Source organism: Adhaeribacter swui (assembly GCF_014217805.1).
Lineage (GTDB): Bacteria > Bacteroidota > Bacteroidia > Cytophagales > Hymenobacteraceae > Adhaeribacter > Adhaeribacter swui.
On the sequence record NZ_CP055156.1, the window covers coordinates 1,300,211 to 1,324,727 of the forward strand.

16 protein-coding genes are annotated in these 24,517 nt (G+C 43.6%); 4 read left to right on the plus strand and 12 right to left on the minus strand.

Annotated features, from left to right (window positions below):
• Window positions 1–20: 20 nt before the first annotated feature.
• The 3 genes from HUW51_RS06300 to HUW51_RS06310 form a co-directional block, all read right to left on the minus strand.
• Window positions 21–1,685 (minus strand): M1 family metallopeptidase, encoded by a 1,665-nt coding sequence (locus HUW51_RS06300; RefSeq protein WP_185273139.1) that lies wholly within the window; start codon window positions 1,683–1,685, stop codon window positions 21–23.
• A gap of 208 nt (window positions 1,686–1,893) precedes the next feature.
• Window positions 1,894–2,727 (minus strand): DUF481 domain-containing protein, encoded by an 834-nt coding sequence (locus tag HUW51_RS06305; protein WP_185273140.1) that lies wholly within the window; start codon window positions 2,725–2,727, stop codon window positions 1,894–1,896.
• A 151-nt stretch (window positions 2,728–2,878) separates the two neighbouring features.
• Window positions 2,879–4,243 carry an MBL fold metallo-hydrolase RNA specificity domain-containing protein gene (locus HUW51_RS06310; protein WP_185273141.1) on the minus strand — a complete coding sequence of 455 codons (1,365 nt, stop codon included), beginning with the start codon at window positions 4,241–4,243 and terminating at the stop codon, window positions 2,879–2,881.
• Between the two features lie 378 nt (window positions 4,244–4,621).
• Here HUW51_RS06310 and HUW51_RS06315 point away from each other — a divergent pair, with 378 nt between their 5' ends.
• On the plus strand, window positions 4,622–5,233 hold the full coding sequence (locus tag HUW51_RS06315) for a c-type cytochrome (RefSeq protein ID WP_228466942.1): 612 nt from the start codon (window positions 4,622–4,624) through the stop codon (window positions 5,231–5,233).
• A gap of 302 nt (window positions 5,234–5,535) precedes the next feature.
• The gene (locus HUW51_RS06320) at window positions 5,536–6,213 is read left to right on the plus strand and encodes a hypothetical protein (protein ID WP_185273142.1); all 678 of its coding nucleotides are present in this window, start codon (window positions 5,536–5,538) and stop codon (window positions 6,211–6,213) included.
• A 40-nt stretch (window positions 6,214–6,253) separates the two neighbouring features.
• Here the strand turns inward: HUW51_RS06320 and HUW51_RS06325 are convergent, their stop codons facing one another.
• From HUW51_RS06325 to HUW51_RS06335, 3 genes are all read right to left on the minus strand, one after another.
• Window positions 6,254–6,898: an O-methyltransferase gene (locus tag HUW51_RS06325; protein ID WP_185273143.1), complete on the minus strand. Its 645-nt coding sequence runs from the start codon at window positions 6,896–6,898 to the stop codon at window positions 6,254–6,256.
• A 205-nt stretch (window positions 6,899–7,103) separates the two neighbouring features.
• Window positions 7,104–8,339: a M16 family metallopeptidase gene (locus tag HUW51_RS06330; protein ID WP_185273144.1), complete on the minus strand. Its 1,236-nt coding sequence runs from the start codon at window positions 8,337–8,339 to the stop codon at window positions 7,104–7,106.
• Between the two features lie 57 nt (window positions 8,340–8,396).
• Complete coding sequence (locus HUW51_RS06335; RefSeq protein WP_185273145.1) at window positions 8,397–9,530, minus strand: glycosyltransferase family 4 protein; 1,134 nt, start codon at window positions 9,528–9,530, stop codon at window positions 8,397–8,399.
• Window positions 9,531–9,708: 178 nt separating this feature from the next.
• Here HUW51_RS06335 and HUW51_RS06340 point away from each other — a divergent pair, with 178 nt between their 5' ends.
• Window positions 9,709–11,001 (plus strand): aminopeptidase P N-terminal domain-containing protein, encoded by a 1,293-nt coding sequence (locus HUW51_RS06340; protein ID WP_185273146.1) that lies wholly within the window; start codon window positions 9,709–9,711, stop codon window positions 10,999–11,001.
• Between the two features lie 701 nt (window positions 11,002–11,702).
• Window positions 11,703–13,295 (plus strand): OmpA family protein, encoded by a 1,593-nt coding sequence (locus HUW51_RS24840; RefSeq protein WP_185273147.1) that lies wholly within the window; start codon window positions 11,703–11,705, stop codon window positions 13,293–13,295.
• 563 nt (window positions 13,296–13,858) lie between these two features.
• Here HUW51_RS24840 and HUW51_RS06350 read toward each other — a convergent pair.
• The 6 genes from HUW51_RS06350 to HUW51_RS06375 form a co-directional block, all read right to left on the minus strand.
• Window positions 13,859–14,137, minus strand: a complete 279-nt coding sequence (locus HUW51_RS06350) for a DUF427 domain-containing protein (RefSeq protein ID WP_185273148.1) — start codon at window positions 14,135–14,137, stop codon at window positions 13,859–13,861.
• A gap of 172 nt (window positions 14,138–14,309) precedes the next feature.
• Complete coding sequence (locus HUW51_RS06355) at window positions 14,310–17,363, minus strand: T9SS type A sorting domain-containing protein (RefSeq protein WP_185273149.1); 3,054 nt, start codon at window positions 17,361–17,363, stop codon at window positions 14,310–14,312.
• A 484-nt stretch (window positions 17,364–17,847) separates the two neighbouring features.
• Complete coding sequence (locus HUW51_RS06360) at window positions 17,848–18,597, minus strand: thermonuclease family protein (RefSeq protein WP_185273150.1); 750 nt, start codon at window positions 18,595–18,597, stop codon at window positions 17,848–17,850.
• A 34-nt stretch (window positions 18,598–18,631) separates the two neighbouring features.
• Complete coding sequence (locus HUW51_RS06365) at window positions 18,632–22,300, minus strand: AAA family ATPase (protein ID WP_185273151.1); 3,669 nt, start codon at window positions 22,298–22,300, stop codon at window positions 18,632–18,634.
• 294 nt (window positions 22,301–22,594) lie between these two features.
• Window positions 22,595–23,815, minus strand: coding sequence for an exonuclease SbcCD subunit D C-terminal domain-containing protein (locus HUW51_RS06370; RefSeq protein WP_185273152.1), 1,221 nt, complete (start codon window positions 23,813–23,815; stop codon window positions 22,595–22,597).
• A 122-nt stretch (window positions 23,816–23,937) separates the two neighbouring features.
• On the minus strand, window positions 23,938–24,351 hold the full coding sequence (locus HUW51_RS06375; protein WP_185273153.1) for a response regulator: 414 nt from the start codon (window positions 24,349–24,351) through the stop codon (window positions 23,938–23,940).
• Window positions 24,352–24,517 lie beyond the last annotated feature (166 nt).

Below are 24,517 nucleotides of genomic sequence, written 5' to 3' on the forward strand. Positions count from 1 at the left end.
ATTTAAAATGTAAGATCGTTTTATTGACCACTGCTGCGCGCTGCGGTTACGTAAAAATCCGGAACTACCTGCAAAGTAGCATTTGCCGGTATATTGGCCAGTTCTTGCCAGGTCGTAGTGGGTTCCAGCCATTTTTCTTTTTTATCAATGGTAACTTTTACCGGCAAGTTAAACCCGGGAACGCAGTTAGCCCAACGGTAAGCAAGTTTATTATTCCGGAACTGGTACTCGAGCTGCGGAATCCGTACATCGCGTAAGTATTGCTGAAAGAAAGCAGATAAATCGCGGCCGGTTTGTTGGCTTAAATAATTTTCTATTTGGGCCGAAGTTACAGTTTGGTGGTAAAACTCTTTGTTTAATCCACGCAGGATGGCGCGCCATTTTTCGTCGTTGTTTACTACCTGGCGCAGGGTATGCAACATGTTGGCGCCTTTATAATACATATCGCCGGAACCGCTGTTGTTTACGTTGTAATAGCCAGTAATCGGAACATCATTTTTAATGTTTTTGCGGGTACCAATCACGTATTCGCTGCTAGCCTTTTTGCCGAAATAATAATTCAGGAACAGGTTTTCGGAGTAAGCGGTAAAACTTTCGTGAATCCACATGTCGGCCACATCTTTATAGGTAACGTTATTGGCAAACCACTCGTGCCCCGATTCGTGCACAATAATAAAATCAAACTTTAAACCCCAGCCAGAGCCGCTTAAATCTTTTCCCAAATAACCATTCTGAAATTTATTACCGTAAGTTACCGAGCTTTGGTGTTCCATACCCAGGTAAGGCACCTGTACCAGCTTGTAACTATCTTCGTAAAACGGATAAGGGCCAAACCAATGCTCAAAGGCCTGCAACATGCGGGGTACTTCTTTAAATTGCTTTTTCGCTTTTTCTAAATCCTGGCGCAGCACGTAATAACTACAATCCAGAATGCCTTTTTCGCCATTATATTTTTCCGAAAAATTTATGTAATCGCCAATGTTGATATTTACTCCGTAGTTATTAATGGGATTAGTAACCGCCCAGTGAAACGTGCGGGTACCATCGTTGTTCTGCACTACTTTCCGGAGCCGCCCGTTCGATACATCGGTTAACTTTTCGGGAACGGTTACGCTTATCTGCATGCTGTCGGGCTCGTCATACATGTGGTCTTTGCAGGGCCACCATAAACTGGCGCCATCGCCCTGGCACGATGTAGCCACAAACGGATTGCCTTGCTTATCTTGCTGCCAAGTAATGCCCCCGCTCCAGGGTGGATTTTTGCTAACCTGCGGCATACCACTATAAAAAACCGAAACTTTCTGGGCTGATCCGGGAGTTTGTGCCTCGGCCAGAGTAAGAAAATAAGCATTGCCATCGCGCTGAAAAGAAAGGGCTTTGCCATTCTGTTCTACTTTTTCGATTTTTAATGGCGGCTGCAAATCTACTTGCATGGTTTGATAAGGCTGCACTACTTTGTACGAAATAGTATTTACGCCCCGAATAGTTTTGGCCGAAGGGTCTACACGAATATCGAGGTGGTAATGGGTTAAATCCCACCAGGCCCGCTCGGGCGTAATGGAGCCCCGCAAAGTATCTTGCCGGGTAAATACCGGGGTTTGCGCCCATATTTGGTTTGCCAGTAGAGTAAACAACAGCAGAAAAAATCCCCGCCGAGTTATGGTAAGCAGATCAGCAACTTTCATGATGCAATATAATCAAGTTTTGCCGGAGTAACTTATTGGTTGTACTGGCAGGTTAGTAGATACGCGAATTCCCATTTTTTAAATTTTGATCCAGATTCTCCCTGTTTTTTCCCGTGGAACCTTTGTTCCTTCTGGCCTAGCTCGCTTAATTTTTTCAGAAGTTTTTTTAGTACAGAGGGAATGAGGCTTTAATGAAAATTTTAAATTTTTAAAAATTTAGCTCGATGCCGTTGGCAATGGCATAAACAAATTTAGTTACCGGCACAATGGGTTGATCTTCGTAGGTACAATTAAACTTAGTTTTTAAGGCCAATACTTTATTTATATTCACGCCCAAGCTAATTTCGCCACTTACCCGGTTCCGGAAATGTTCAATGAGTTGGCTGTAACCTACCTGGTAATATGTAATCGCGCTGATTTCTACATTGTCGCGGGCTTTTAGGCGGGCACTCACGTAACTGGTAGATTTAACTAAATCGGATGTTTGTAAACGGTCGAACTCTTCCGGATTTTGCCATTCTTCGTGCTCTTGCATCAAGCCGGTGCCCAGGTACACGTTAATTTTTTTATCGGCCTGCTTCATTAACCGAAACCGCAGATAACCACCACCTAAAGTGCGTAAATTTAAACCACGGGCTTTATCGCTCTGGATTTGCGCGAACAACTCGTAAGAAAGCCGGCGCGCCTGAAACCAGTTTACCCGCCCGTGCGAGTAACCTTGCTGTGCTACTGTATTGCGCTGGCTTTTGGTATCGTAATTTACCAGCAGGTAATTAAAGTAGTTAATCAGTAAATAAGTATGAAGCTTAGATTGGTACGTAGCATCGCCGTTAAAAGTAAATTGCAGGTAATTATTCGGGCGGTCTTTGCCGGCATTTTGGTTGTAAATGGAGAAACTGACACCTGCTTTACCCGCAAAACGGTTGGTAGAGTCGTGGCTCATGCGCCCATCTTCGATATTAACGATTTGGGCAAAAACCGGTGCTTTTGCCAGTACCAACAAGCAGACGGAAAAAGATAAAATTTTAAAAAATGTGCGCATGCCGTATTCTATTATTGCAAATCACGAAAGTAAATCCGCACCATAGTATTAGTATTGACAAAAAGAACAATTACCTCCACAATAAAACAACTTCACTCAGAAATAAAGCTATGCAGCCACCTATACCAACAAAGATTTAAAAACCACTTAGCTACACCACATACGATAGCCGAAAATCCGGAATCTCAATGTTGGAGTAACCAAATTCAGTTAAATCGGCTTTAAGCTGCTCCATCACACGTTTTTCGCCGTGCACTAAAAATATTTTTTTAATTTTTTCTTTATCCTGACACATCAAAAACTTGGCAATATCGCCGTAATCGCCGTGGGCGCTGTATTCTTTCATTACCAGTATTTCGGCATTTACCGCTACTTCTTCGCCGAAGATGCGCACGGTTTCGGCGCCGTTTAGCAATTGGCCACCCAAAGTAGAGGGTTCGCAGTAACCCGTAATAAGCACGGCGCTGTTGGGATCGGCTAAATTATTTTTCAGGTGGTGCTGGATGCGGCCGGCTTCCATCATGCCCGACGACGAAATTATAACACAAGGTTGATCCAGGTTATTAAGCTCTCTAGAATCTTCGGCTTCGGTGATGTAATGCAATTGCGGAAAACCAAACGGGTCGGAGTCAAATTTCAAATATTCCTGCATGGTCTCGTTAAAATACTCCGGGTGGCTCCGCAAAATATCGGTAGCGTAAACCGACAACGGGCTATCTACAAACACTTTTACATCTTCGGGCAACCGGCCTTCTTCGGCCAAGTAATTTAAAGAATAAATAAGCTCCTGAGTACGGCCAATACTAAATGCCGGAATCAGCAGTTTGCCGCTCCGCTCTACGCATACTTTCTGTACAATCTGTTCTAAACGTTCTTCAGTATTTTCCAGGGTATCGTGTACTTTGTCGCCGTACGTAGATTCGCACAAAATTATTTCGGCAGCCGGAAAAGGCTGTGGTTCTTTTAAAATGCGGTTGGCAAAACGACCTATGTCGCCGCTAAAGCAAAGCGTGCGCTCCTGGCCTTGGTCCTGTAATTTTAAATTTATGGCGGCGCTTCCCAGCACGTGGCCGGTATCGGTAAAAAGCAGTTCAATGTCTTCGTCGATGCGGAAAGTCTCGTCGTAAGGTACGGTTTGGAAAAGCTGCAAGGCATTTTCTACGTCGGCTTCTTCGTACAGTGGCTCGGTGGAGTTATTACTTTGCTGAATGCGGGCGCTATCGCGGAGCAAGAGTTCGCAGAGTTCTAAGGTTGGTGGCGTACAAAAAATTGGCCCGTTAAAACCCATTTTAACCAAGCGCGGAATTAAGCCCGAGTGGTCGATGTGAGCGTGCGATAAAATTAAGTAATTTATGTTTTCGGGTTCAAAATCAAACTCCCGGTTGTATTCGTCGTTTTTTTCGCCTTTGCCTTGCAGCAGGCCGCAATCGAGCAAAATACGCTTGCCATTTTCAAGCGTAACTAAATGTTTGCTGCCCGTAACGGTTTGAGCGGCGCCGTAAAAAGATATAGTCATGGTTGTGAGAAGTAAATGTAAAGGAACGGCAAATTCTACGCGCAGATTAAAAGGTAGTTGTGGGCGTTTTGGAGCGTGCAGAATATGAGCCGCTTAATTTTTTTAAAAATAAATAACGGCAGATAAACTGTCGGTTCTTGCGCTCCCGGGAATTGCTGATTTTTTAAATTTTTAATTAAAAACACATTTGGGTAATGCGGTTGCAGTGGCTAGTTTTGCGGGAAGTAACAGGAACTACGCTTAGTACGTACCTGAAAATGGGCCAGGTATTTTGAGTTATATTATTGATAATACCCGGAAAAGGTTTAATCTTGCCGCCCCAAATAAAAATTTTTAAAAAACGTAGTTTAAAATAATTTGAACGATCTTATTTCTGTAATGATGAACAAATCAAGTATTTTTTTTGCCGCCCTTAGTTTTGCTTTTTTAACCAGTTGCGGTGGTGCCCAGAAGCAGCCGGGCGAAGAGTATTACGATGCTGATTACCGCGCTAAATCCGATAGTGCGTACGAAGAGAATCAGAAGAGACAAGGTGTTGCTCAATCGCAAACGGCTACTGCCAATGGCACCGATACCAACAACGAGCAAGTAGGCGCTAACGCCAGCACGCATTCGGCCGCTTCCGAAGCGCCCTCGGCCCAGGCCGATAAGTCGCAGGCCAGTAGCCCGGCTAAAACCGCCGGCGCCGCTTCTACCGAACAAAAACCTGCCGATGCGGCTAAACCTGCCGGTAATTTTGAAAAAGGCAAAGGCCTTATTGCTAAATCCGACTGCCTGGCTTGCCATAAAGTAGACCAGAAATTAGTAGGGCCCGCCTACCAGGACGTAGCTAAGAAATACGAATCTAACTCTAAAAACATTAACTATCTAGCCAACAAAATTATTAAAGGCGGCGCCGGCGCCTGGGGCGAGGTTCCCATGAGCCCGCACCCTACCTTATCGCAGAGCGACGCGAAAGAAATGGCGCAGTATATTTTATCGTTGCGCTAAGCTTTATTAGCGGTAATAAGTAAAAGGGTTCCTCGTTAGTTAAAATAACGGGGAACCCTTTTTATTTGCCGGTATTTGCAAAAATTTAAAAAATTGGCCTTGCCTTTTACTGTAACGGCCGGTAAGAACCATTTGCTAAGAGCTTTAAATAAAATTTAAAAATTAACCCGCAGGTTTTCTGGCAGAAAGCAATAACAACCAAAGGTTCCTGAGAAAATAGAGCAGATTTAACTTTTGGATGCGTAAAAATTCACTACTTTTATATTCGTCGAGGTAAAATTGTTGAACTTTAATAATGGCTTATGAAGGTAATCGCTCTTTTGATCGTATCTGTTTTTCTGTTACTTACAGGCCTGCAAGCGCAACCTGTGGCGCCGGCTAAATCCCCCTCTAACGAACTGAAATACCAATTTAACGCTTTAAAAAGCCGATCATCTTCTTACCGGGAGTACAACCAGGATTATAAAGTAATACAGGTAAGGCGGCTCGATGCTTTCTGGCAAAATGTGCAGGACAGCCTGAAAGCCCGGGAACAAAATATCCGGAAAGCGGGCCGGGCTACCGAGAAAGCATTGGCCGAAGCCCGTCAGGACTTAGCCAGTCAAAAAGCCGAACTGCAAAGCTTAAAAGAAGCCAACGCCCAGAAAGAACAGCAAATTAAACAATCGACCCACGATGTAAACAGCCTGTCGGTGCTGGGCCTAGATATAAATAAGCAGGTTTACGTAGTTATTAGCTGGATTATAATTATTGGCCTGCTGGTTGTAGCCGCGGTATTTTCTTATCTGTACAAAAAGAGTAAAATTATTACCGACGAAAAAATTAAAGCTTATGAAGAAGTAAGTCAGGAATTTACGGTACATAAGCAAAGTGCCCGCGAACGCGAATTAAAAATAAAACGCGACCTGCAAACCGAAGCTAACCGCGTAGCCGAGTTAAACCAGGAAATCGCCGCTCTCCGCAAACAGGTTTCGATGTAGGATTTACCTGGGTTTGTAAAATTTAAAATTTTTAAAAATTTTAAATTTTACGGGCAATTAACAGGCCATCCCGGATAGGCAGCAAAATGTTTTCTACCCGGGAGTCTTCCTGTACTTTGCGGTTAAAATCCAGCACCGATTGCGTATCCTTATCAATTTTGCCGTTGTTGGTTGCGGTTACTTTGCCGCTCCATAACACGTTATCGGTTAAAATAAAACCGCCCGGCCGTACTTTGTCCAGCACTAAATCAAAGTAGTTAGCATTATTTAGCTTGTCGGCATCAATAAATACCAAATCAAAGGTATAAGGCAACGTGGGGATAATTTCCAAAGCCGGACCTAAGTAGTATTTAATTTTATCAGCTACCCCGGCTTCGGCAAAGTAGCGGCGCACCATTTCTTCCAGTTCTACATTTACATCAATAGTGTGCACCAAACCGCCTGGCGCTAATCCTTCGGCTAAGCAAATAGCCGAGTAACCGGTATAAGTACCAATCTCTAAAACATATTGTGGCCGCAACATCTGCGAAATCATAGCCAGCAACCTACCCTGGAAATGCCCGGAAAGCATACGCGGTTTCATCACATTCACGTGGGTGTCGCGATTGAGTTTTTTTAAAATTTCCGGTTCCGCAGAAGTATGCTTTTCCACGTACTGCTGTAGCTCGAGCGGTAAAAAGTCCATTTTCTATTAAGTATCAGGTAGTAAGTAGCAAGTAGTAAGTAGTAAGTAGTAAGTAGTAAGATTTTTTTAAAAGCAGTAAGTATAAATCACTGGAAGCAATTTTAAACCTTACACTAAAAAATTCAGGCAGCAGGTAGCCCACATCAAGCAATTTTTAAATTTATTGATTCTTGGTACTGACTACCTGTTACCTAATACTTATGGCCTACTTTGCCGGCACGTAATTTAAAATGCTCAGGTTTTCTTCGCGCAGGATTTCGTTGGCAATATCGGTTAGTTCGCTGGCTTTTATTTTCTGGATCTGGTCGAAAATTTCGTTCAGGCTGTCTACTTTGTTCTGGTCCAGGATGCTCTTGCCCATCATCATCATTAAGCCCATGTTGCTTTCTTCGGCCATGGCCAGTTGCCCCATCAGCTGTTCTTTGGTGGTGTGTAATTGCAAAGATCCCAGCGGTTTTTCGCGTAGTTTTTTTAATTCTTTCAGCACTAAGCCGGTAGTCCGTTTTAATTGGTTTTTCTCGGTACCAAAGTAAATCCCGAACAAGCCGGTATCAATGTAGGTAGCATAGTTGGCATCGATGGTGTAAACCAGGCCGTGTTTTTCGCGCACTGCTAAGTTTAACCGGGAGTTCATGCCGGGCCCGCCAAGCAAGTTAGAAAGCATAAAAAAAGTAATCCGCCGCTCGTCGTGCAGCGAGTAAGCCGGGCAACCAATTACGCAATGCGCCTGGGTAATGGGTTTTTCCTGGGTAATTACCTGAGGTTGGTAGCCCGTAAAAGGCTGACGCACGCGTTGCTTTTCAATCTGCGGAATATCCGATAAGTATTTCTTGGCCAGTTTTAAAACTTTTTCGAAAGGCCAGTTACTCACCGAACAAAACACCAAAGCGCTGGTACTTAAATTCTGATCGATAAATTCCTGAAAGCTGGGCTTGGTAAAACTCGATACACTTTCTTTGGTTCCCAAAATGTTATTGCCCAAAGGATGATTTCCGAACACCACATTATCAAATTCATCAATAATGGCGTCTTCGGGCGTATCGAGGTACATGGCCATTTCTTCCAGAATTACGCCGCGTTCTTTCTCGATTTCTTTCTTCGGGAAAACCGAGTTAAAAGTAATATCGGTTAATAAATCAAAAGCTTTCTCGAAGTGGCTCTCCAGCAGGGAAGCGTAAAAGCACAGTTTTTCTTTAGTAGTATAGGCATTTAACTCACCGCCCACCGTTTCGAGGCGATTTAAGATATGAAATGATTTGCGTTTAGTAGTTCCTTTAAACGCCATGTGTTCCCAAAAATGGGCTAGCCCTTGCTGGTCGGGGTTTTCATCGCGGCTCCCGATGTCCAGGATAAAGCCGCAATGCGCAATTTTGGTATGGGTTACCTGCTTGTGCAGCACCCGGATACCGTTAGGTAAAGTATGAATATGATAATCAGGCATTCAATGTAAGTATTTCGGACCGCAAAGGTACGAAAATTTGCGGTATCCAGCAGGGTTTTACTTGCCCATTAAGGTTTCGTATACCTGGTTTATTTGCGGAATGGTGCGTTCGGCCCGGAACTTTTTAGCTTGCTCGTAACCGGCTTGTATCATGCGGTTGCGCACAAGCTGGTTGGTACTGGCGACAACTAGTTGGGTCGCTAACTCAGTTATATCAGCCGGGTCGGCGTACAAAGCGGCCTTCCCGCCGGCCTCGGCAAAACAAGAACCCGTAGACGTAACCACGGGCACGCCGCTGTTTAAACCTTCCAGTATCGGAATGCCAAACCCTTCGAACAACGAGGGGTACACAAAAACCTGCGCCAACTGGTAAATAGCCGGCAGTTCCGGAAAGGGTATGTACGGCAGAATGTGTACTTTGCTGGTGAGGTTATTTTCCTGAATAAAACGTTCTATTTGCGTGGTATACGGCAGTTTTTTCCCAATAAGCACCACATCGTGGGTATCGGTTAAGTCGGATTTTAGCCAGGATTTTAAAAAATGCAAATGGTTTTTGCGCCGTTCCAAGGTGCCTACGCTCAACAAAAAATGATCGGGTAAGCGGTATTTTTCTTTTACGGTTTGTAGAACAGCAGGCTCGGCCCGGTAATGAAAAATCGGGTTACAATCCTGATAAATCACTTCGGTTTTTTCCGGCGCTATGCCATAAAACTGCATTAAATCTTGCTGGGTTTGGCGACTAATGGCTATAATTTTATCGGCGGCCTGGCAAGCAGCTTTAAACTTGGCATTATAGATAATCCGGTCGTGGGTTTTATATAACTCCGGAAAGCGCAGATAAATTAAATCGTGAATGGTAACTACCTGGCGAACTTTGGTTTGGTTTAAGAAAAAAGGCAGCTCGTTGCTTAACCCATGAAAAATATCCAGTTTTAAATTTTTAACGGAACTTGCCAAACCACCCAAACGCCACACATCCGGCAGTAAACGGTAAAAGCCGGCAGGCTCTACCACTTGCACCTGCGGGTTAGCTGGCACAAAATTTTTAAAAATTTCGTTTTGGCGCGTGGTATAAAGAAAGTATTTATTCTGCGGAAATTGCTCCAGCAGGGCGGCCAATACAAACCGGCTGTAGTTGCCTAAGCCCGAAGTATTGGTAAAAGCCCTTTTTGCATCAAATCCTATCTGCATTTTTTAAATTTAGAACCCGCAAAGGTAATAAACCCGACTTTATTTCTTTTCTATTTTTAAATATGCCTGGGTTAAAGCAACGGAGCACCAGCCAGGCTTTTCCGGGAGTTTATAAAAAAAGCGGTATCTTTACTCCCTCATAAAGCAATAAGGCACCCCAACCTTTTGATAGTTTATTATGAAATACGAACGGATTAACTCAGAATTATTTATTCATAACCGGGCCAGCTTTGCCAAGCACCTGCAAAAATGTTCTTTGGCGGTTTTTCACTCCAACGACGTAATGCCCACCAACGCCGATGGCACCATGGCTTTCCGGCAAAACAACGATTTGTTTTACCTGAGCGGCATCGACCAGGAAGAAAGTATATTGCTATTGTTCCCGGATACGCGCGATGTACGCCACCGCGAAGTACTTTTTATCCGGGAAACCAACGATTTAATTTTAACCTGGGAAGGCTACAAACTTACCAAAGAACAAGCGCAGCAGGTATCCGGCATAAAAACCATTTACTGGCTTTCGGAATTTAAGCAGGTTTTTAACACCTTAATGGCCGAAGTCGAAAACGTTTACCTGAACACCAACGAGCACACCCGCGCCGTGGTAGAAGTAGAAACCCGCGATGCCCGGTTTATAAAATGGTGTAAAGAAAAATACCCTTTGCACCAGTACCACCGGAGCGCCCCCATCATGCATAATTTGCGGGCCATTAAATCCGAAATTGAGATTGAGTTAATCCGGAAAGCTTGCGCAATTACCGAAAAAGCTTTTCTGCGCTTACTCCATTTTATTAAGCCTGGCGTAATGGAGTACGAAATTGAAGCCGAAATTGCGCACGAGTTTCTGCGCAACCGTTCCCGGGGTCCGGCTTATGGTTCTATAATTGCCTCCGGTGCCAATGCTTGTATTTTGCATTACGTAGATAACAACCAGGAATGTAAAGACGGCGACGTTATTCTGATGGATTTTGGGGCCGAGTATGCCAACTACGCCGCCGACTTAACCCGCAGCGTGCCGGTAAACGGCACTTTTACCAAGCGCCAGCGCGAGGTGTACCAGGGTGTTTTAAACGTATTAGAGGCGGCTCGTAAAATGCTGGTTCCGGGCAATACCCTGGACCAATATCATTCTTTTGTGGGTACCGTAATGGAAAACGAGCTTATAAAGCTGGATTTATTAAACGAAACCGACGTACGCAACCAGGACCCGCAACAGCCTTTGTATAAAAAATATTTTATGCACGGCACCTCACACTTCTTAGGCTTAGATGTGCACGATGTGGGAAATAAATACCGCACTTTTGAGCCGGGCATGGTGTTTACCTGCGAGCCGGGCATTTACATTCGCGAAGAAGGCTTGGGTATCCGTCTTGAGAACGATATCTTAATTACCCGTAATGGGCCGCAGGATTTGATGGCGAACATTCCCCTGCAACCAGAAGACATTGAACGGATTATGCAATCTGCTTAGCATAACAACCGTAGCTGAATTATCGCGTAAAAAAGCCTTCTTACTACAACAAGAAGGCTTTTTTATTTTAAAACTAAAATTTATAAAGTTTCAGCCGGGCTATAAATTATTAGTTTTTAAGAGTAAAAAGGCATGATTTATGCTTAGGAGCAAATTACCAGAAAGTAGAAGCAGCGGCTTCCCATTTTTAGTGCCGTAAGCAATTAATCTTTCCGGTTTGTTCTTTTAGATACAATTTAGTACCGGTTTTTATTCCCGGGAAAATTTTTCTGAGAATAATTTGAGCTATTTTTTAAAGCAACTAAAACATTGATTTATAAATAGCTGAGACTTTAAAAAACCGGTTTTACAGGTACTAAGGCGGTTGGCGAAACTACCAACGCCTTTTAATTTTTAGAATTAGTACTATTTTTGCAGCCCAAACGATATTCTTCGGGGCGAAAGAATATTTGTAAATAGATGCTGGTGACGTAAAACTATTTACACCGAAATAAAGTAATGATAGCAATAAACCGAGTTATTAATTATTTTAAAAATGAGGCAAAAACAAACACTACCCTTTGACTTGCAACAACATACACCGGCATACCAGGTTATACCAATTTAAAAAATTATTGAAAAAACCGTAGAATAGGCAACATTTTTTCACTAAACAGGTATATATTCAAAATCTAATATTACACTACACTTAAAATAACACTATGAAACAAATTTTTAAACGAGCAGGAGCGGTAGCATTAGGCCTTTGCGGTTTGATAGCTACTACTACTAATGCGCAAACAGCAGACAAAAAATGGGCAATCGGTGCCCATGCCAACGTGGTTCAATACCGCGGCGATATTGGCTCTGAATTCTACGATTGGAAAGAAGGAAGAACAGGTTATGGTTTAACCCTTTCGCGTTACCTGAACCGGGCTCTGGACTTCTCCGTTCAAGCAAACCGCTCCCGGATTGATTACAACAACAACGTATTAGGCGGTGGCCCTTACGTTGCGGGTGGCCCACTAAATTACTACTTCGATGGTAATATGACTACTGTAGTTGGTGCCTTTAAATTAAAAATTGGTTCTTTATTTAAAGAAGGCGCTCGCTTTGATCCTTACTTAATGGCTGGTTACGGTGGCGCTTTTGCTAAAACCAATGGCCGTGGTGCTTATGGTACCTGGCCAAGCAGCACTGGTAGCTACATTAACGACGGATCTTATGCCAATGACCTGGTTATGGGAGCTGTTGGACTTAATATCCGCTTCAGCGAAACCGTAGCCTTAACGCTACAAACCGGCCAGTTATACTTATTTACGGACCAATTAGATGGCTTTAGAGGCCAAAATGCTGATTTACACGACCGCTTTTTACAACACACCGCCGGTTTAACTTTTAGCTTAGGTAAAGCCAAAGATGCTGATGGCGATGGTGTGCCAGACAGAAAAGATAAATGTCCGGATACACCAACCGGGGTAAAAGTAGACGAGAATGGTTGCCCTGTTGATACCGATAAAGACGGTGTACCTGATTACCAGGATAACTGCCCAGATGTAGCCGGTGTTGCTGCTCTGAATGGTTGCCCAGACCGCGATAATGATGGTGTTGCAGATGCGCAAGACCAATGCCCAGACCAACCTGGATCTCCAGCCCTGAATGGTTGCCCAGATGCAGATGGTGATGGTGTAGCAGATGCCCAGGATCAGTGCCCTAACACTCCTGCCGGAACTCAGGTTGATGCCAAAGGTTGCCCACTTGATACAGATGGTGATGGTGTAAACGACGCCGATGACAGATGCCCAACTGTAGCTGGTACTCCAGAAAACGGCGGTTGCCCACGCAAAGTGCTGCCAAGAGGTAAAAACAGAGGTTCGGTAAAAGACACTACCTACATCCGTTTCGAAACTAACAAAGCCGTATTGAAACGCGTATCTTTCAAAACTCTGGACGATATCGTTCGGTTCATGAAGATAAACCCAGAATTCACTATTAAAATTGAAGGACACGCTGATGCCCGCGGTACCGATGAGTACAACATGGCATTATCTCAACGTCGTGCCGATGCCGTATCTCGTTACTTAACTGCGAAAGGCCGGATAGCGAAAGCTCGTGTAACTACCGAAGCTTTAGGTGAATCCAGACCAATGGCTACGAACGATACTCCGGAAGGAATGGCTCAAAACCGTCGTGCCGAAATTCAGTTAGTTGTAACAGATGATTTAATGATCGACGACCCTGCTACTACTCCAAGCGGAACTGGAACTACTCCAGGTGGCACTACTACCCCAGGTACAACCCCTAATGGTCAATAGTAAAGTAGTTTATATTAGATAATGATCTTCATTTTGTAGATCAGATTATATTGAAAAAGGCTGAACAGAGTTCAGCCTTTTTTTTTGTGTCTTATATTGCCCTCTTTACCTCAACAAATAACGGCACTGCCATTAACTAAGAATCTACAAAACTTATCTCTTTCCCTGGCATCTTACGCAAGCGGCCATGCTATATAAAATAAAGAAGTTCGCTAGCGCATACAAACGCCAGCATTATCGTGGCAAAAACAAAAATTTTAAAAATTAAGCCGTGTAAGGAAATGCTAATCCGCAGTTGATAAAACCTGAACCCTGCTTAAGAAATAGTGCCAGTCCAGCTTTTAATAGTTAGGTGAGTTATCCCAAATAGTATACACTGCTTTTGCAAGCATCAATCTAAAAGGAAAGCAAACCCGGTATTTGAAACTTACCGGATTTAAGCCGCAGTTGTTATGGCAATTAGTTTATGTGATTGGGTAGTAGATATTAAAATTAAAGAACCCTGCTATTATAGTCCGATAGCAGGATTCTTTAATTTTAATAGAATAAATAATCTTCTTTAGTTAAGCTACCTGTACTCCTTTCCAAAAAGCTAGCCGGTTTTTAATATTAGCGGCTGCTGGTTTGGGATCGGCGTAATACCAGGCAGCATCTTTATTTTGCTGGCCATTTACCTCCACGGTATAATAAGAGGCTTGCCCCTTCCAAGGGCAGGTAGTATGCGTATCAGAAGGTATTAAAAACTGTTTATTAATAGCATCTAACGGAAAGTAATAATTATTTTCAACAACTACAGTATCATCACTTTCCGCAATTACCTCATTATTCCAAATAGCTTTCATAATTACGTTCTCTCTTATTTTGTACTAAGTAACTTTAATTAACTCTGTAACAAGCTATTGCTTAATTATGTTTTATCAGCTAGCAATCTTTCTTTGTTAAAGTTTTTAGATCTATACGCTTGATTAAGAATAAAATGAATTATACTTTCATGAGTTTCAGGTGCTGGCAAAGTCAGCGCACTAATATAATTTTTTGATAACTGTTTTGGTTTGATCCGCTTAATTGGATAAAGTAAATACCACCTGTTACTTGCGGTTTAGGTTGCCAGATCAATTCATATAATTTGTTGGCTTCTGCTTCGCCTTGATATAAAGTACTTATTGCCTTACCCTGGTTATCGTAAATTTTTAAATTTACTACCTGCGTTTGCGGTAAAACAAAAGTGATAACGATTTTATCCATAAAAGGATTAGGGTAACTGCGTAGTTGCAGATCAGATGTTTCTGTTTCGCCTAAAGTAACAGGTTGGGTTACAGCCAAACGTTCTGCTTCTAAAGTTCGTCGGCGGGCGGGTTCGCCTATATAGCTCAGATTTACCAACCAATAATCGGTGCTGCCTTGGCTGGGTTGGGTGCGGTCGCCGCTAATACCAGAATTAGAACGACCTGCTAATAAATAACCGCCTTCGGTGGTAGTTACAATGGCCCGTAAGTCTTCGGCGGCACTACCGCCGTACCGCTTATCCCACAATTTGGCGCCTGTGGCCGACGTTTTTACTACCCAGTAATCACTGCTGCCCTGGCTTGCCTGGCTTTTATCGCCGTTTTTTGCCGAAGCAGACTTACCCCCCAGCAAATAGCCACCATCGGCCGTAAGTATAATGGAGCGAAGCTCATCGTCGCTGCTGCCTCCAAAACGACGGTCCCAGATCTTAGACCCGGTACCCGAAATTTTTAGCATCCAGTAATCTTTGCCGCCCCGGCTGTTTTCACTTTTATCGCCGCTCACCCCAGAAGCACTAAAACCAGCTACGTAAAAATCGCCGGTAGCGGTGCGACCCAATGAAAAAAGCTGCTCTTCACCACTGCCGCCAAAACGGCGATCCCATAATTTTGTTCCTTTGCTATCAATGCGCACGAACCAGTAATCGGAACTGCCCCGGCTGCCTTGGGTTTTATCGCCATTCTGGCCCGAAAGTGACGAGCCACCCAAAAGAAAGCCCCCATCGGCGGTTAAAGTAAAATCTTCCAGGTTATCGTTTAAACTTCCGCCAAAGCGCTTATCCCAGAGTTTAGTACCGCTGGCATTTACTTTAACTACCCAAAAATCGCGCCCTCCCCGGCTTGCCTGGCTTTTATCGCCCCCAGCCGGCGAATCGCTTAACCCGGCCAGCACGTATTCGCCGGAAGTTAACTGAATTACTTTGCGTAAATCTTCATAACCTGAACCGCCAAAACGGCGGTCCCATTGCTTTAGCCCGGCACTGTTAATCTTTACAATCCAGAAATCCTGCCCACCCCGGCTACTTTGGCTTTTGTCCCCGCCCGTATTAGATAAAGAAGAACCAGCTAGTAAATAACCGCCGTCCTGGGTAGTAATAATATGATTCAGGTAGTCGTGGTTAGAGCCCCCGAAACGTTTATCCCAAAGTTTACGGCCGCTGGCATCGGTTTTCACAATCCAGAAATCCTGCCCACCCCGGCTAGTCTGGGTTTTGTCGCCACTACTCCCCGAGAGCGAATGCCCACCCAACAGGTACCCCCCATCGCTAGTATTAACAACCGCAGAAAAACTATCTGCTTCTAAACCTCCGTAGGTAAAAGACCAACTTAAAGTAGCTTGCGGAATTTCTTCTTTTACTTTTATTACCCAAAAATCAGTAAATCCTTTACTGTTTTCGCTTTTATCGGAGCCAGCATTAGAGTCGGAAGTGCCGCCCACTAAGTACCCGCCATCGGCAGTAGTAATTATGGCGCTTAAAAAATCACCATAATTGGTGCCAAAAACACCTCCTTCACCGGTACTACCGCCAAAGGCTTTATCCCAGAGTTTAGTGCCACTTTCATCGATTTTCACTAGCCAATAATCGTCGTCGCTGCGATTAGCCTCCGTTTTATCTAAGCCAATACCCGAAGTAGACGAGCCCCCCATTAAATAAGAGCCATTTGCTCCCGCAATCATGGTTGCCAAGTTATCGCTTTCGCGGCCACCATAGGTTTTATCCCAGGCTTTAGTACCCGTGGCACTTAGTTTTACTACCCAATAATCGGTTAAACCCTTGTTAGCCGCAGTTTTATCGGCGGTAATATCGGAGTCGGAAGTTCCGGCCAGAAAAAAACCACCATCGGCGGTGGTTACCAAAGCCTGCAGCGCATCCGTGCCAAAGCCGCCAACGGTTTTATCCCAAACGCGCGTGCCCGTACTATTTATTTTAACAACCCAATAATCATCGCTCGGGTATAGCCCGCGCGATGCCTCGCTTTTCTCGCCGCTTTTACCCGAAGCCGAAGTGCCACCTACTAAAAAACCACCATCCGAGGTAGCTACCAGCGCTTTTAGATTATCCCGGCCATTGCCCCCAATGGTTTTATCCCAAAGCTTACTGCCGCTCCCGTTTATTTTAACCACCCAATAATCCGAAGTTTCGAAATAGTTTTCAGAAGTATCGCGGCTACCTTCACTTTTATCGCCTCCTTTTCCTGACCGGGAATACCCCCCTAAAAGATACCCTCCGTCTGTAGTAGGAATAATGGCTTGCAGTATATCTTCGTCGGTTCCGCCAAAGGTTTTGTCCCAGAGTTTACGGCCATTTTCATCAATTTTTACGACCCAATAATCGGCTCCACCTTTGCTATTCTGGCTTTTATCAGCACCAATGTCGGAGTAAGAAACACCGCCCAATAAATAGCCGCCACCCGGCGCAACCACAATAGTTTCTAAACCATCAAAACTATAGCCGCCAATAGCTTTATCCCAGAGTTTAGTGCCGTTGCTGCTTAACCGTACCAACCAAAAATCATTACCGCCTATCCGGTCGGCGGTTTTATCTTCAAAAACATCCGAATCGGAATTACCTGCTAGTAAATAACCGCCATCTGGTGTGCGAACCATCGCTTCTAAAGAAGAGGTTCCCCAATAATCTTCGTAGTAATTTTTATAGCCTCCAAAAGTTTTATCCCATTGCTTAGACTGGGCCCAGGCGTTGGAGCATAAACAAGTTCCAGAAAAAACAACAAAAACAATCAATAAATATGAATACTTAATTCGTAGAAAAGTTAAATTCATAGACAGACGATGTAAATTAAGGCACGTATTTGATTTATAAAGACAATAGGCTTAGCCGGTAACCAAAAAATTACAGGATTTAAAAAGCAAAGCTTATTTTAAGGTAGCTTATACGCGAACCTGCAAGTGGAAGCACTTTAGGATTAGATTAATTTGCAAAGGATTAAGTATTACGCGGAAATCAGTACTGTTTTAGCGATAAATCTACAAAAAAGGTTTTGTTCCATGTAGTATGAACTGGATAATTATTAAGGCAACAACCTGATGCATAAAACCTAGTAGCTGAGAGCAGCCAACACAACATTTTATGATATACTTTAATTTACATTTTATAAAAATTATTTTTTGAATGGATATATCAAAAGGTTAATAGTACTGTTACCCAGCATGCTACTACGTAAAAATTTATACTCCAAAAGGTTTTTGAGAGCACTTCGCCCACGCATTAACTACCAGGAACAAGTAATTTTAAAAATTTAAAAAATCAGGCAGCTTTGGCGCAAACTTTACAGGCAGTACGTTGCCGGTTAACTACCGCTGTTCCGCGAGTAACGGTTTCTACGTTAGTTTTACAGCGTTTTAAAACGCTGCAAGTTTTGCGCAGGTGATACGTAGTAGCTCCGGTACTAGAACAGATGTATACTTTACGAGAGGCATCGGAGGGGCGGGGAATGTTTTGCGCGGTATTGGTGGCGTTAGTGTTTTGCCGCCGCGATTTCCGGAAATCCCAGGGGGCAACCGGCCGGGGCTTTTCCCAGAGTCCGCGCCGGTTTTGGCGAGCTTCTGTCTCTAACTGCGCTAACGTTTGATCGCGCGAATACGCTTTGTAGTGCCAGGCATAGCCATTCCGGACTAATTCCTGGTTCAGAGATCGGCCATCGGGTAAAATAATGGTACCAACCGTGCGGCCGTAACGATCCTGGCCATCAACAATTAATTGCACTACTTTATTAAAACATAAATCCGAAGTAAACTGCCGGGCTACCGTACCATAATCCTGGTTTTTCTCGGGGGCATCTACCCCGAGTAGCCTAACCCGCAAAGGCTTGCCATCTTTTAAAAGTTCAATGGTATCGCCGTCTTTTATGGAAATAACTTTGTAACCAATAGTGGTAGATTCCTTAGTTGCCGAGAGGGTTTCGGGTTGTTTTTGCCGGCACGACCAAATAACTAACCAGAAAAACAAGTAGTAATAAGTAGGATGAAGCGAACGCAGGCGCATAACTAGGTTCATGGGGCAATTTTTTAAAATTTAGTATATTTTTAGCTTACGCAAATGCCTCCAGATTGTAACCCACAATTTTTAAAGTACTTTGTCCGCCTACTTGTTTACTTACCTGAATTTGTGTGTTGATGCGCTCTTTCAGGGCTTCTACGTGCGAAATAATACCAATAAGCTTACCGCCGGATTGTAAATTTTCGAGCGCACTAATAGCTATATCAAGCGTTTCGTTATCTAAAGTACCAAAGCCTTCGTCGATAAATAAAGAATTAATTTGAGCCTTGCGGCCTGCCAGATCTGATAAGCCAAGCGCCAGCGCCAAACTTACCAGAAAACTTTCGCCGCCCGATAGAGTGTTCATAGACCGGACCACATCAGCCTGGTAGGTATCCATTATTAGTAGCTCCAGGTCTTGGGTAGCACTTTTTAAGATGCGGTACCGCGGGTTTAATTTTAATAAATGCCGGTTTGCTAATTCGGTTAATCGTGTTAAAGTAAGCCCCTGGGCAAACTTACTGAATTTTTTACCGTCGGCCGAGCCGATGAGTGCCGCCATTTTTTCCCAGCGCACGTATTCTTTTTTCTGAATTTCTACTTGGGCGGCCGTTTCCTGGTATTTTATTTTTAAGTCGGCGTCTTGCTTTAGCTGTAATTGCAACGAACCAATTTGCTGGTGCAATAACGCTATACTTGCTCCCAAACGTTCTATCTCGGCTTGTAAGGCAGCGTAAGAACTACCGGTTAACTGCCGTTCTTGCTCCCGCAGTAATTCAGATTCGGTTTCGGAGTACAGCTTGCGGGTTTCGGTAAGCGCCCGTTCGGCCTGTTTTTGTAATAATTCAATCCAGTGCGCTTCGTCGTCGTTTAAAAATAATTGAACCAAAGTATCTACCGAATCTATGTTCTGGGCGCGCACCGAATGCGCTAATTGCGTAGTAAGATTGGTAACCTGCGCCTGCACCCGGTTTAATTCTGTTTGCCATTGTTGTTGCCGGCTTTGGGCTAAGCGCATTTGCTCTTGTTTTTCCAGGAAAACGTTGCGGCTGTTTTCCAGTAACTGCTGATGCCGGGTTAAATTAAATTTTAAACGCTCGCGCTCTTCCTGCGGATTTTTTGTACCAAATAACTGCTGCCGGTCGGCTATTAATTGCTTTAAATTAGCTTCTTCTTGCTGTAACTGCGCTTGCTGTTGCTGAAAAAGCTGTTCTTTTTGCCTGATATTATCTTGGAGGCTATGCAGCTCGGTTTCTACTTGCTTTAAAGTTAAGTTGGCTTCCTGTACCTGATTAGTTTGAGCGGTAAAGGCATCGGCCCGCTGTTGCAACTCTAATTCAATTTCTTTGCTTTTATCCAGGTGAAATAAAATTTTAAAACGCTGTAAAAACGATTGCACCTGCCCGGTTACTACAGTTTGTTGCTCCTGTAAATCGGCAAGATCGGCCAGCAGGCGTTGTACGTGTTGGGTAGCTAGTTCTACTTTTTCCTGCGCCCGGTTAATCTCGTGTTCTTTTTTAAAAATAAGCTCTTTTTGCTCTTGTAATTTTTTGTCTAAAGCCCGACTTTCTTCTTCGTTGCGCCGGATGTTGGTTAAAAGTTGTCGTAGCTGTTGGTACCGGTTTTGGTACGAAAAAAGCAGTTCCTGAATGTTGGATTTATCTTCTATGGTGCATGCTTCAGTTACATTTTGTTGCACCACATCAAACTGATTTTTTAGCTGTCCGCCTTCGGTGCGTAGCTGCATTAATTGTTTTTGCTCGTTGGCCTGTAAAGTTTGCAGCGAGCTCAGGCGGGTAATTAAAGTGGTTTGTTCGGTAGTTAATTTAGCCACTAATTGCTGTTGCTGCTCCCGGTTTTGTTCGGCTTCGGTTACGTTGCTATGGTACTCATTTACTACAAACGGATGAAGCTCGGAACCACACAGCGGGCACGGTTGGTTGGGCTGTAATAAATCCCGGTCGGCTTCGTATTTCTGAATCTGGCGCTGCAAATCTACAATTTGTTGTAAATGCTTTAAGGTTTCGTTGGCTTGCTGCAATTTGGTGCCGGACTCATTTACGAGTACATTGGTTTGGTCGAGCGCGGCTTGAGTTTTACTTAAACTTTCGCGCAGCAGATTGGCCTTTTCTTTTAATTGCCCAAACTGATCGGCCCGCAAGTATTGTTGTTCGAGTAAATTAATCTGCGCCGGTAAAGCATTGCAGGTGTTTTCCAACTCCGTAACCGACTGCCCGTTTAATAATTTTTTTAAATTTTGCTGATACGCTAGAATTTGCTGCAGCGTAGCCGCCTGCAGTTGCCGGTCTTGTTCTATTTGTCGGGTTTGCTCCTGAATAAATTGCGTAGCAGCTATTTGTGCGGTACTCTGCTGGGCTTGTTCCCGTTGTACTTCATGCAGTTTACGGCTAATCTCCTGTAAATCTTTAACGCCTTGTTGGTAGATGATAATTTCGCGGTCCAGGTGCTGCGCCGTTTGATTTTGTTTTAACCAGTTTTGCGCCTGGCTAAGATTTAGCTCTATTTGCTGAAGCGCTTGTTGCTTGTTTTCGCGTATTTTTTTTAAATTTTTTAATTCTTCTTCGGCCCGCTGGCAGCTTTCCTGGCTGCTCCGGAAATACTCCTGGCTGCTGGCAATTACCGAATCTTGGCGGGTAACCGCGTGAAATACAGGTTCAGCTTTATCCAGTTCCTGCTGCGCGTTTTTTACCTGTTGCTGAGCCAGAATTAAATTTTGCTCGGCATCTTGGGTTTGTTGCTGGTAATTGGGCAACAACAAATTTATATCCGTTAAATCTTGCCCTAATTGTTTGGCCTGGTTTTGCGACGTTTTTATTTCGATTAAGGCTGGTTTAAACTGTAAGGCGCGTTGGTGTTGTTGTAATTTTTTAAATTCTATTTGTTGTGCTTCAAAGCTGGCTTCTAAAACCTGCAACTCGGCAGCTAAACCGGTTTTCTTTTGTTGCAGTTGCTCCAGCCGGATTAACCAGTTAAGTTGCTGCTCGTGGGTTTGTTTTGCCTGGTGCTGCGCCTGAATCTGGTGCTGTAATTGGCTTACTTGTTTTTGAAAATCAGCAACTTGGTCATCGGTTAATAAATCAGAATGATTGAGCTTGGCACGTAAAAGTTCCAGGGCTTTTTTCTCTTTATCGGCCTGGCGGTAAGCACTTACCGAAATGCGGGAGTAAATGCCGGTGTCGGTAATTTTTTCGAGCAACTCGCTGCGCTCGCTTTCGCTGGCTTTTAAAAACCGGGTAAAATCGCCTTGCGACAGGATTACAGAACGTAAAAACTGGCTATAGTCTAAACCACTAATTTCGGTAACTTTAGCGGGAACTTCGCTGGGTTTTAAATCCAGAGGGTTTTGATCCGGTAACTCCAGCAGCTCCATGTGGGTAGGTTGTATTTTACCATCCGGCTTTTTACGGCTCCGGTACAACGACCATTTGGCGCGGTATTGTTTGCCTTTTACTTCAAAATCTACTTCCGAGAAAGATTCGCCGGTGTGGCGGGTCATAATTTCGTAGGCATCGCGGTCGTGGCGATGTACCCGGCCAAAAAGCCCCACAGTAATAGCATCGAGTAAAGTAGTTTTTCCGGCCCCGGTGGGTCCGGTAATAGCAAATAAACCGGCATCCACTAAAGGGCTTTGATCAAAACGAATTTCGTGTAATCCTTTCAGCGAGTTCAGGTTCAGAAATCGGACACCCAGTATCTTCATAAATATGCGTACCAAGCCGGCTCAACGGCTGTTCTGTTTTCTTAAAGATAAAGACGAAAAAACAGATTAAAAAAATTTAAAGAGGCGAATAGGCTCTGCTTTACTTAACCCTTTATGAATAGCGAGATTAAATTTACCCAACCTAAATTTTTAAATTTTTCTATTTTTAAATACCCAGGCTCCGGTTTCAAGAACACAGCAGCAGGTTATATTACCGCCAATAAATTAACCGGAACTGCATTCCGGCAAAATTTAAAAAATTTAAAAATTTTAGAATTTAGAGATGTCGGTAAATTATTCTATCTGGGTCATTTTTTCCAGCAGTTCATCAAAGGTAGTAAGTAAATCGGTGTATTCTCCGTCGCCGTAAACGGCATCACACTTTTTCCGGAAAACTTCTTTTGGATCCAGTTCCTGCAAATTCGTGAGCTGATCGAATGACTGCGCATGAAGTGTTACCGTAGGTTTTAATTTAATTTGCCGGGTAAAAACGCGCTCCAGGTGCGGCATGGTTTGGGTAACTTGGGCTAGTTGGCCATCTAAATCCGGAATATAATTTTCGGTTTCTACTTGTATTTCGGCCCAGGCCGGGTAAATAAAATTGTGGGGTTCAAAAGCCTGCATGCGGCTTTTTACTTCATCCAGACTGCCTTTAAATCGCACGAGTTTCCGGCAGCAAGGTACCGGCACTTCTTCTATCGATACTAGTTGATTTTGAACAAAATTTAAAATCAGTACTAGTTTATTATCTTCTACCTCGCTGAAAGAAAGCGGAATAGGCGACCCGGAATACCGGATATGTGGTGTATTGTTAACGATTTGTGGCCGATGCAAATGGCCCAGGGCAATATAATCAAACTCTTTCGGAAACTGGTCGGCGCCAATCTGGCCTAAGTTACCCACATGAATTTCTTTTTCGCTATCCGAAGCGCTACCACCGGCAGCAAATAAATGCCCCATGGCAATTACCGGGATTTGTTGAACTTTATACGGAGCTACCTCTTCGGCCATTTGCCGGTAATGCGCGCTAATTCCTTCTTTTAAACGGGCTTCGCGCTCGGCGTGAGTTTCGCCCGGAATGGATAGGCGCACGTCTTTATCGCGCAGAAAAGGTACGGCACAAACTACCAATTCAACTTGACCGGTATTATCTTTTATGGGAATAATCTGATCAGCAAATTCGTGGGGCACTCCGCCAATAACATGTACCCGAAAATATTTGAGTAAAGCTTGCGGCGCGTTTAAGGTAGAAACTGAATCGTGGTTGCCGCCGGTTATAATTACTTCGCGGCAGTTAGTGGCCCGTAAGGCCCACAAAAAATCGTAATATTGCTTTAAAGCGGCATTAGAGGGAGAACCAATGTCAAAAACATCGCCGGCAATTAGTAACACATCAATTTCCTGCTCCCGGATTGTTTTAATCAGCCAGTCCAGAAAATGCTGGTGTTCGTCGGTGCGCTCGCATTGCTCTAAACGCTTTCCTAAATGCCAATCCGAAGTATGCAATATTCTCATCCGTCCCCTTGATCTTCTAATTAAAAAAGTGAAGATATCGCTAAAGTTTGAAAAAAGATAGCTTGCCTACCGGATATATCGTTGGGTGGTTAAAAGCACCTGTATCATATAAACACGTGTATTTACTCCGATGGAAAATGTTTATCCAGGATGTACAGCAGGTTCTCGTCGGTGAGCGGTTTGCTTAGATAAACTTCTACTTCTTCGTAATTCTTTAGTTGGTCAAAATCGCGGGCGTTGGTAGACGTAGTTAAGATAATAATTACCGATTGGTTGTTTTCGTCGGCAACGTCCCGGAAGGCCTCCAAAAATTCGAAACCGTTCATTACCGGCATATTAATATCTAATAAGATTAATTCCGGGAAAGGTTTATTGGCCGCTTTTTGCTGTTGGAGGTATCGCAACGCTTCTTCCCCGTTTAAAGTAACCTTTATTTCTTGGGCAACTTGCATTTCTTTTAATAGCCGGGTATTTAAGAAATTACTAATTGCATCGTCATCAATCAGCAAAACAGAATTAATTACTGTTCGGGTCATTACGTGGATTTAAATAAAATCTGGCGGAATCGTTTTCGTTAATTAACGTAGTAATAACACTTATTAAAAGCCTTTAGGCGATTATTTAATAAGAATAACCTCAAAAAACTTAAAATTTGTGAATAGACTACTTCCCAAAGTAATTTGCGCAAATGTAAGCACAATT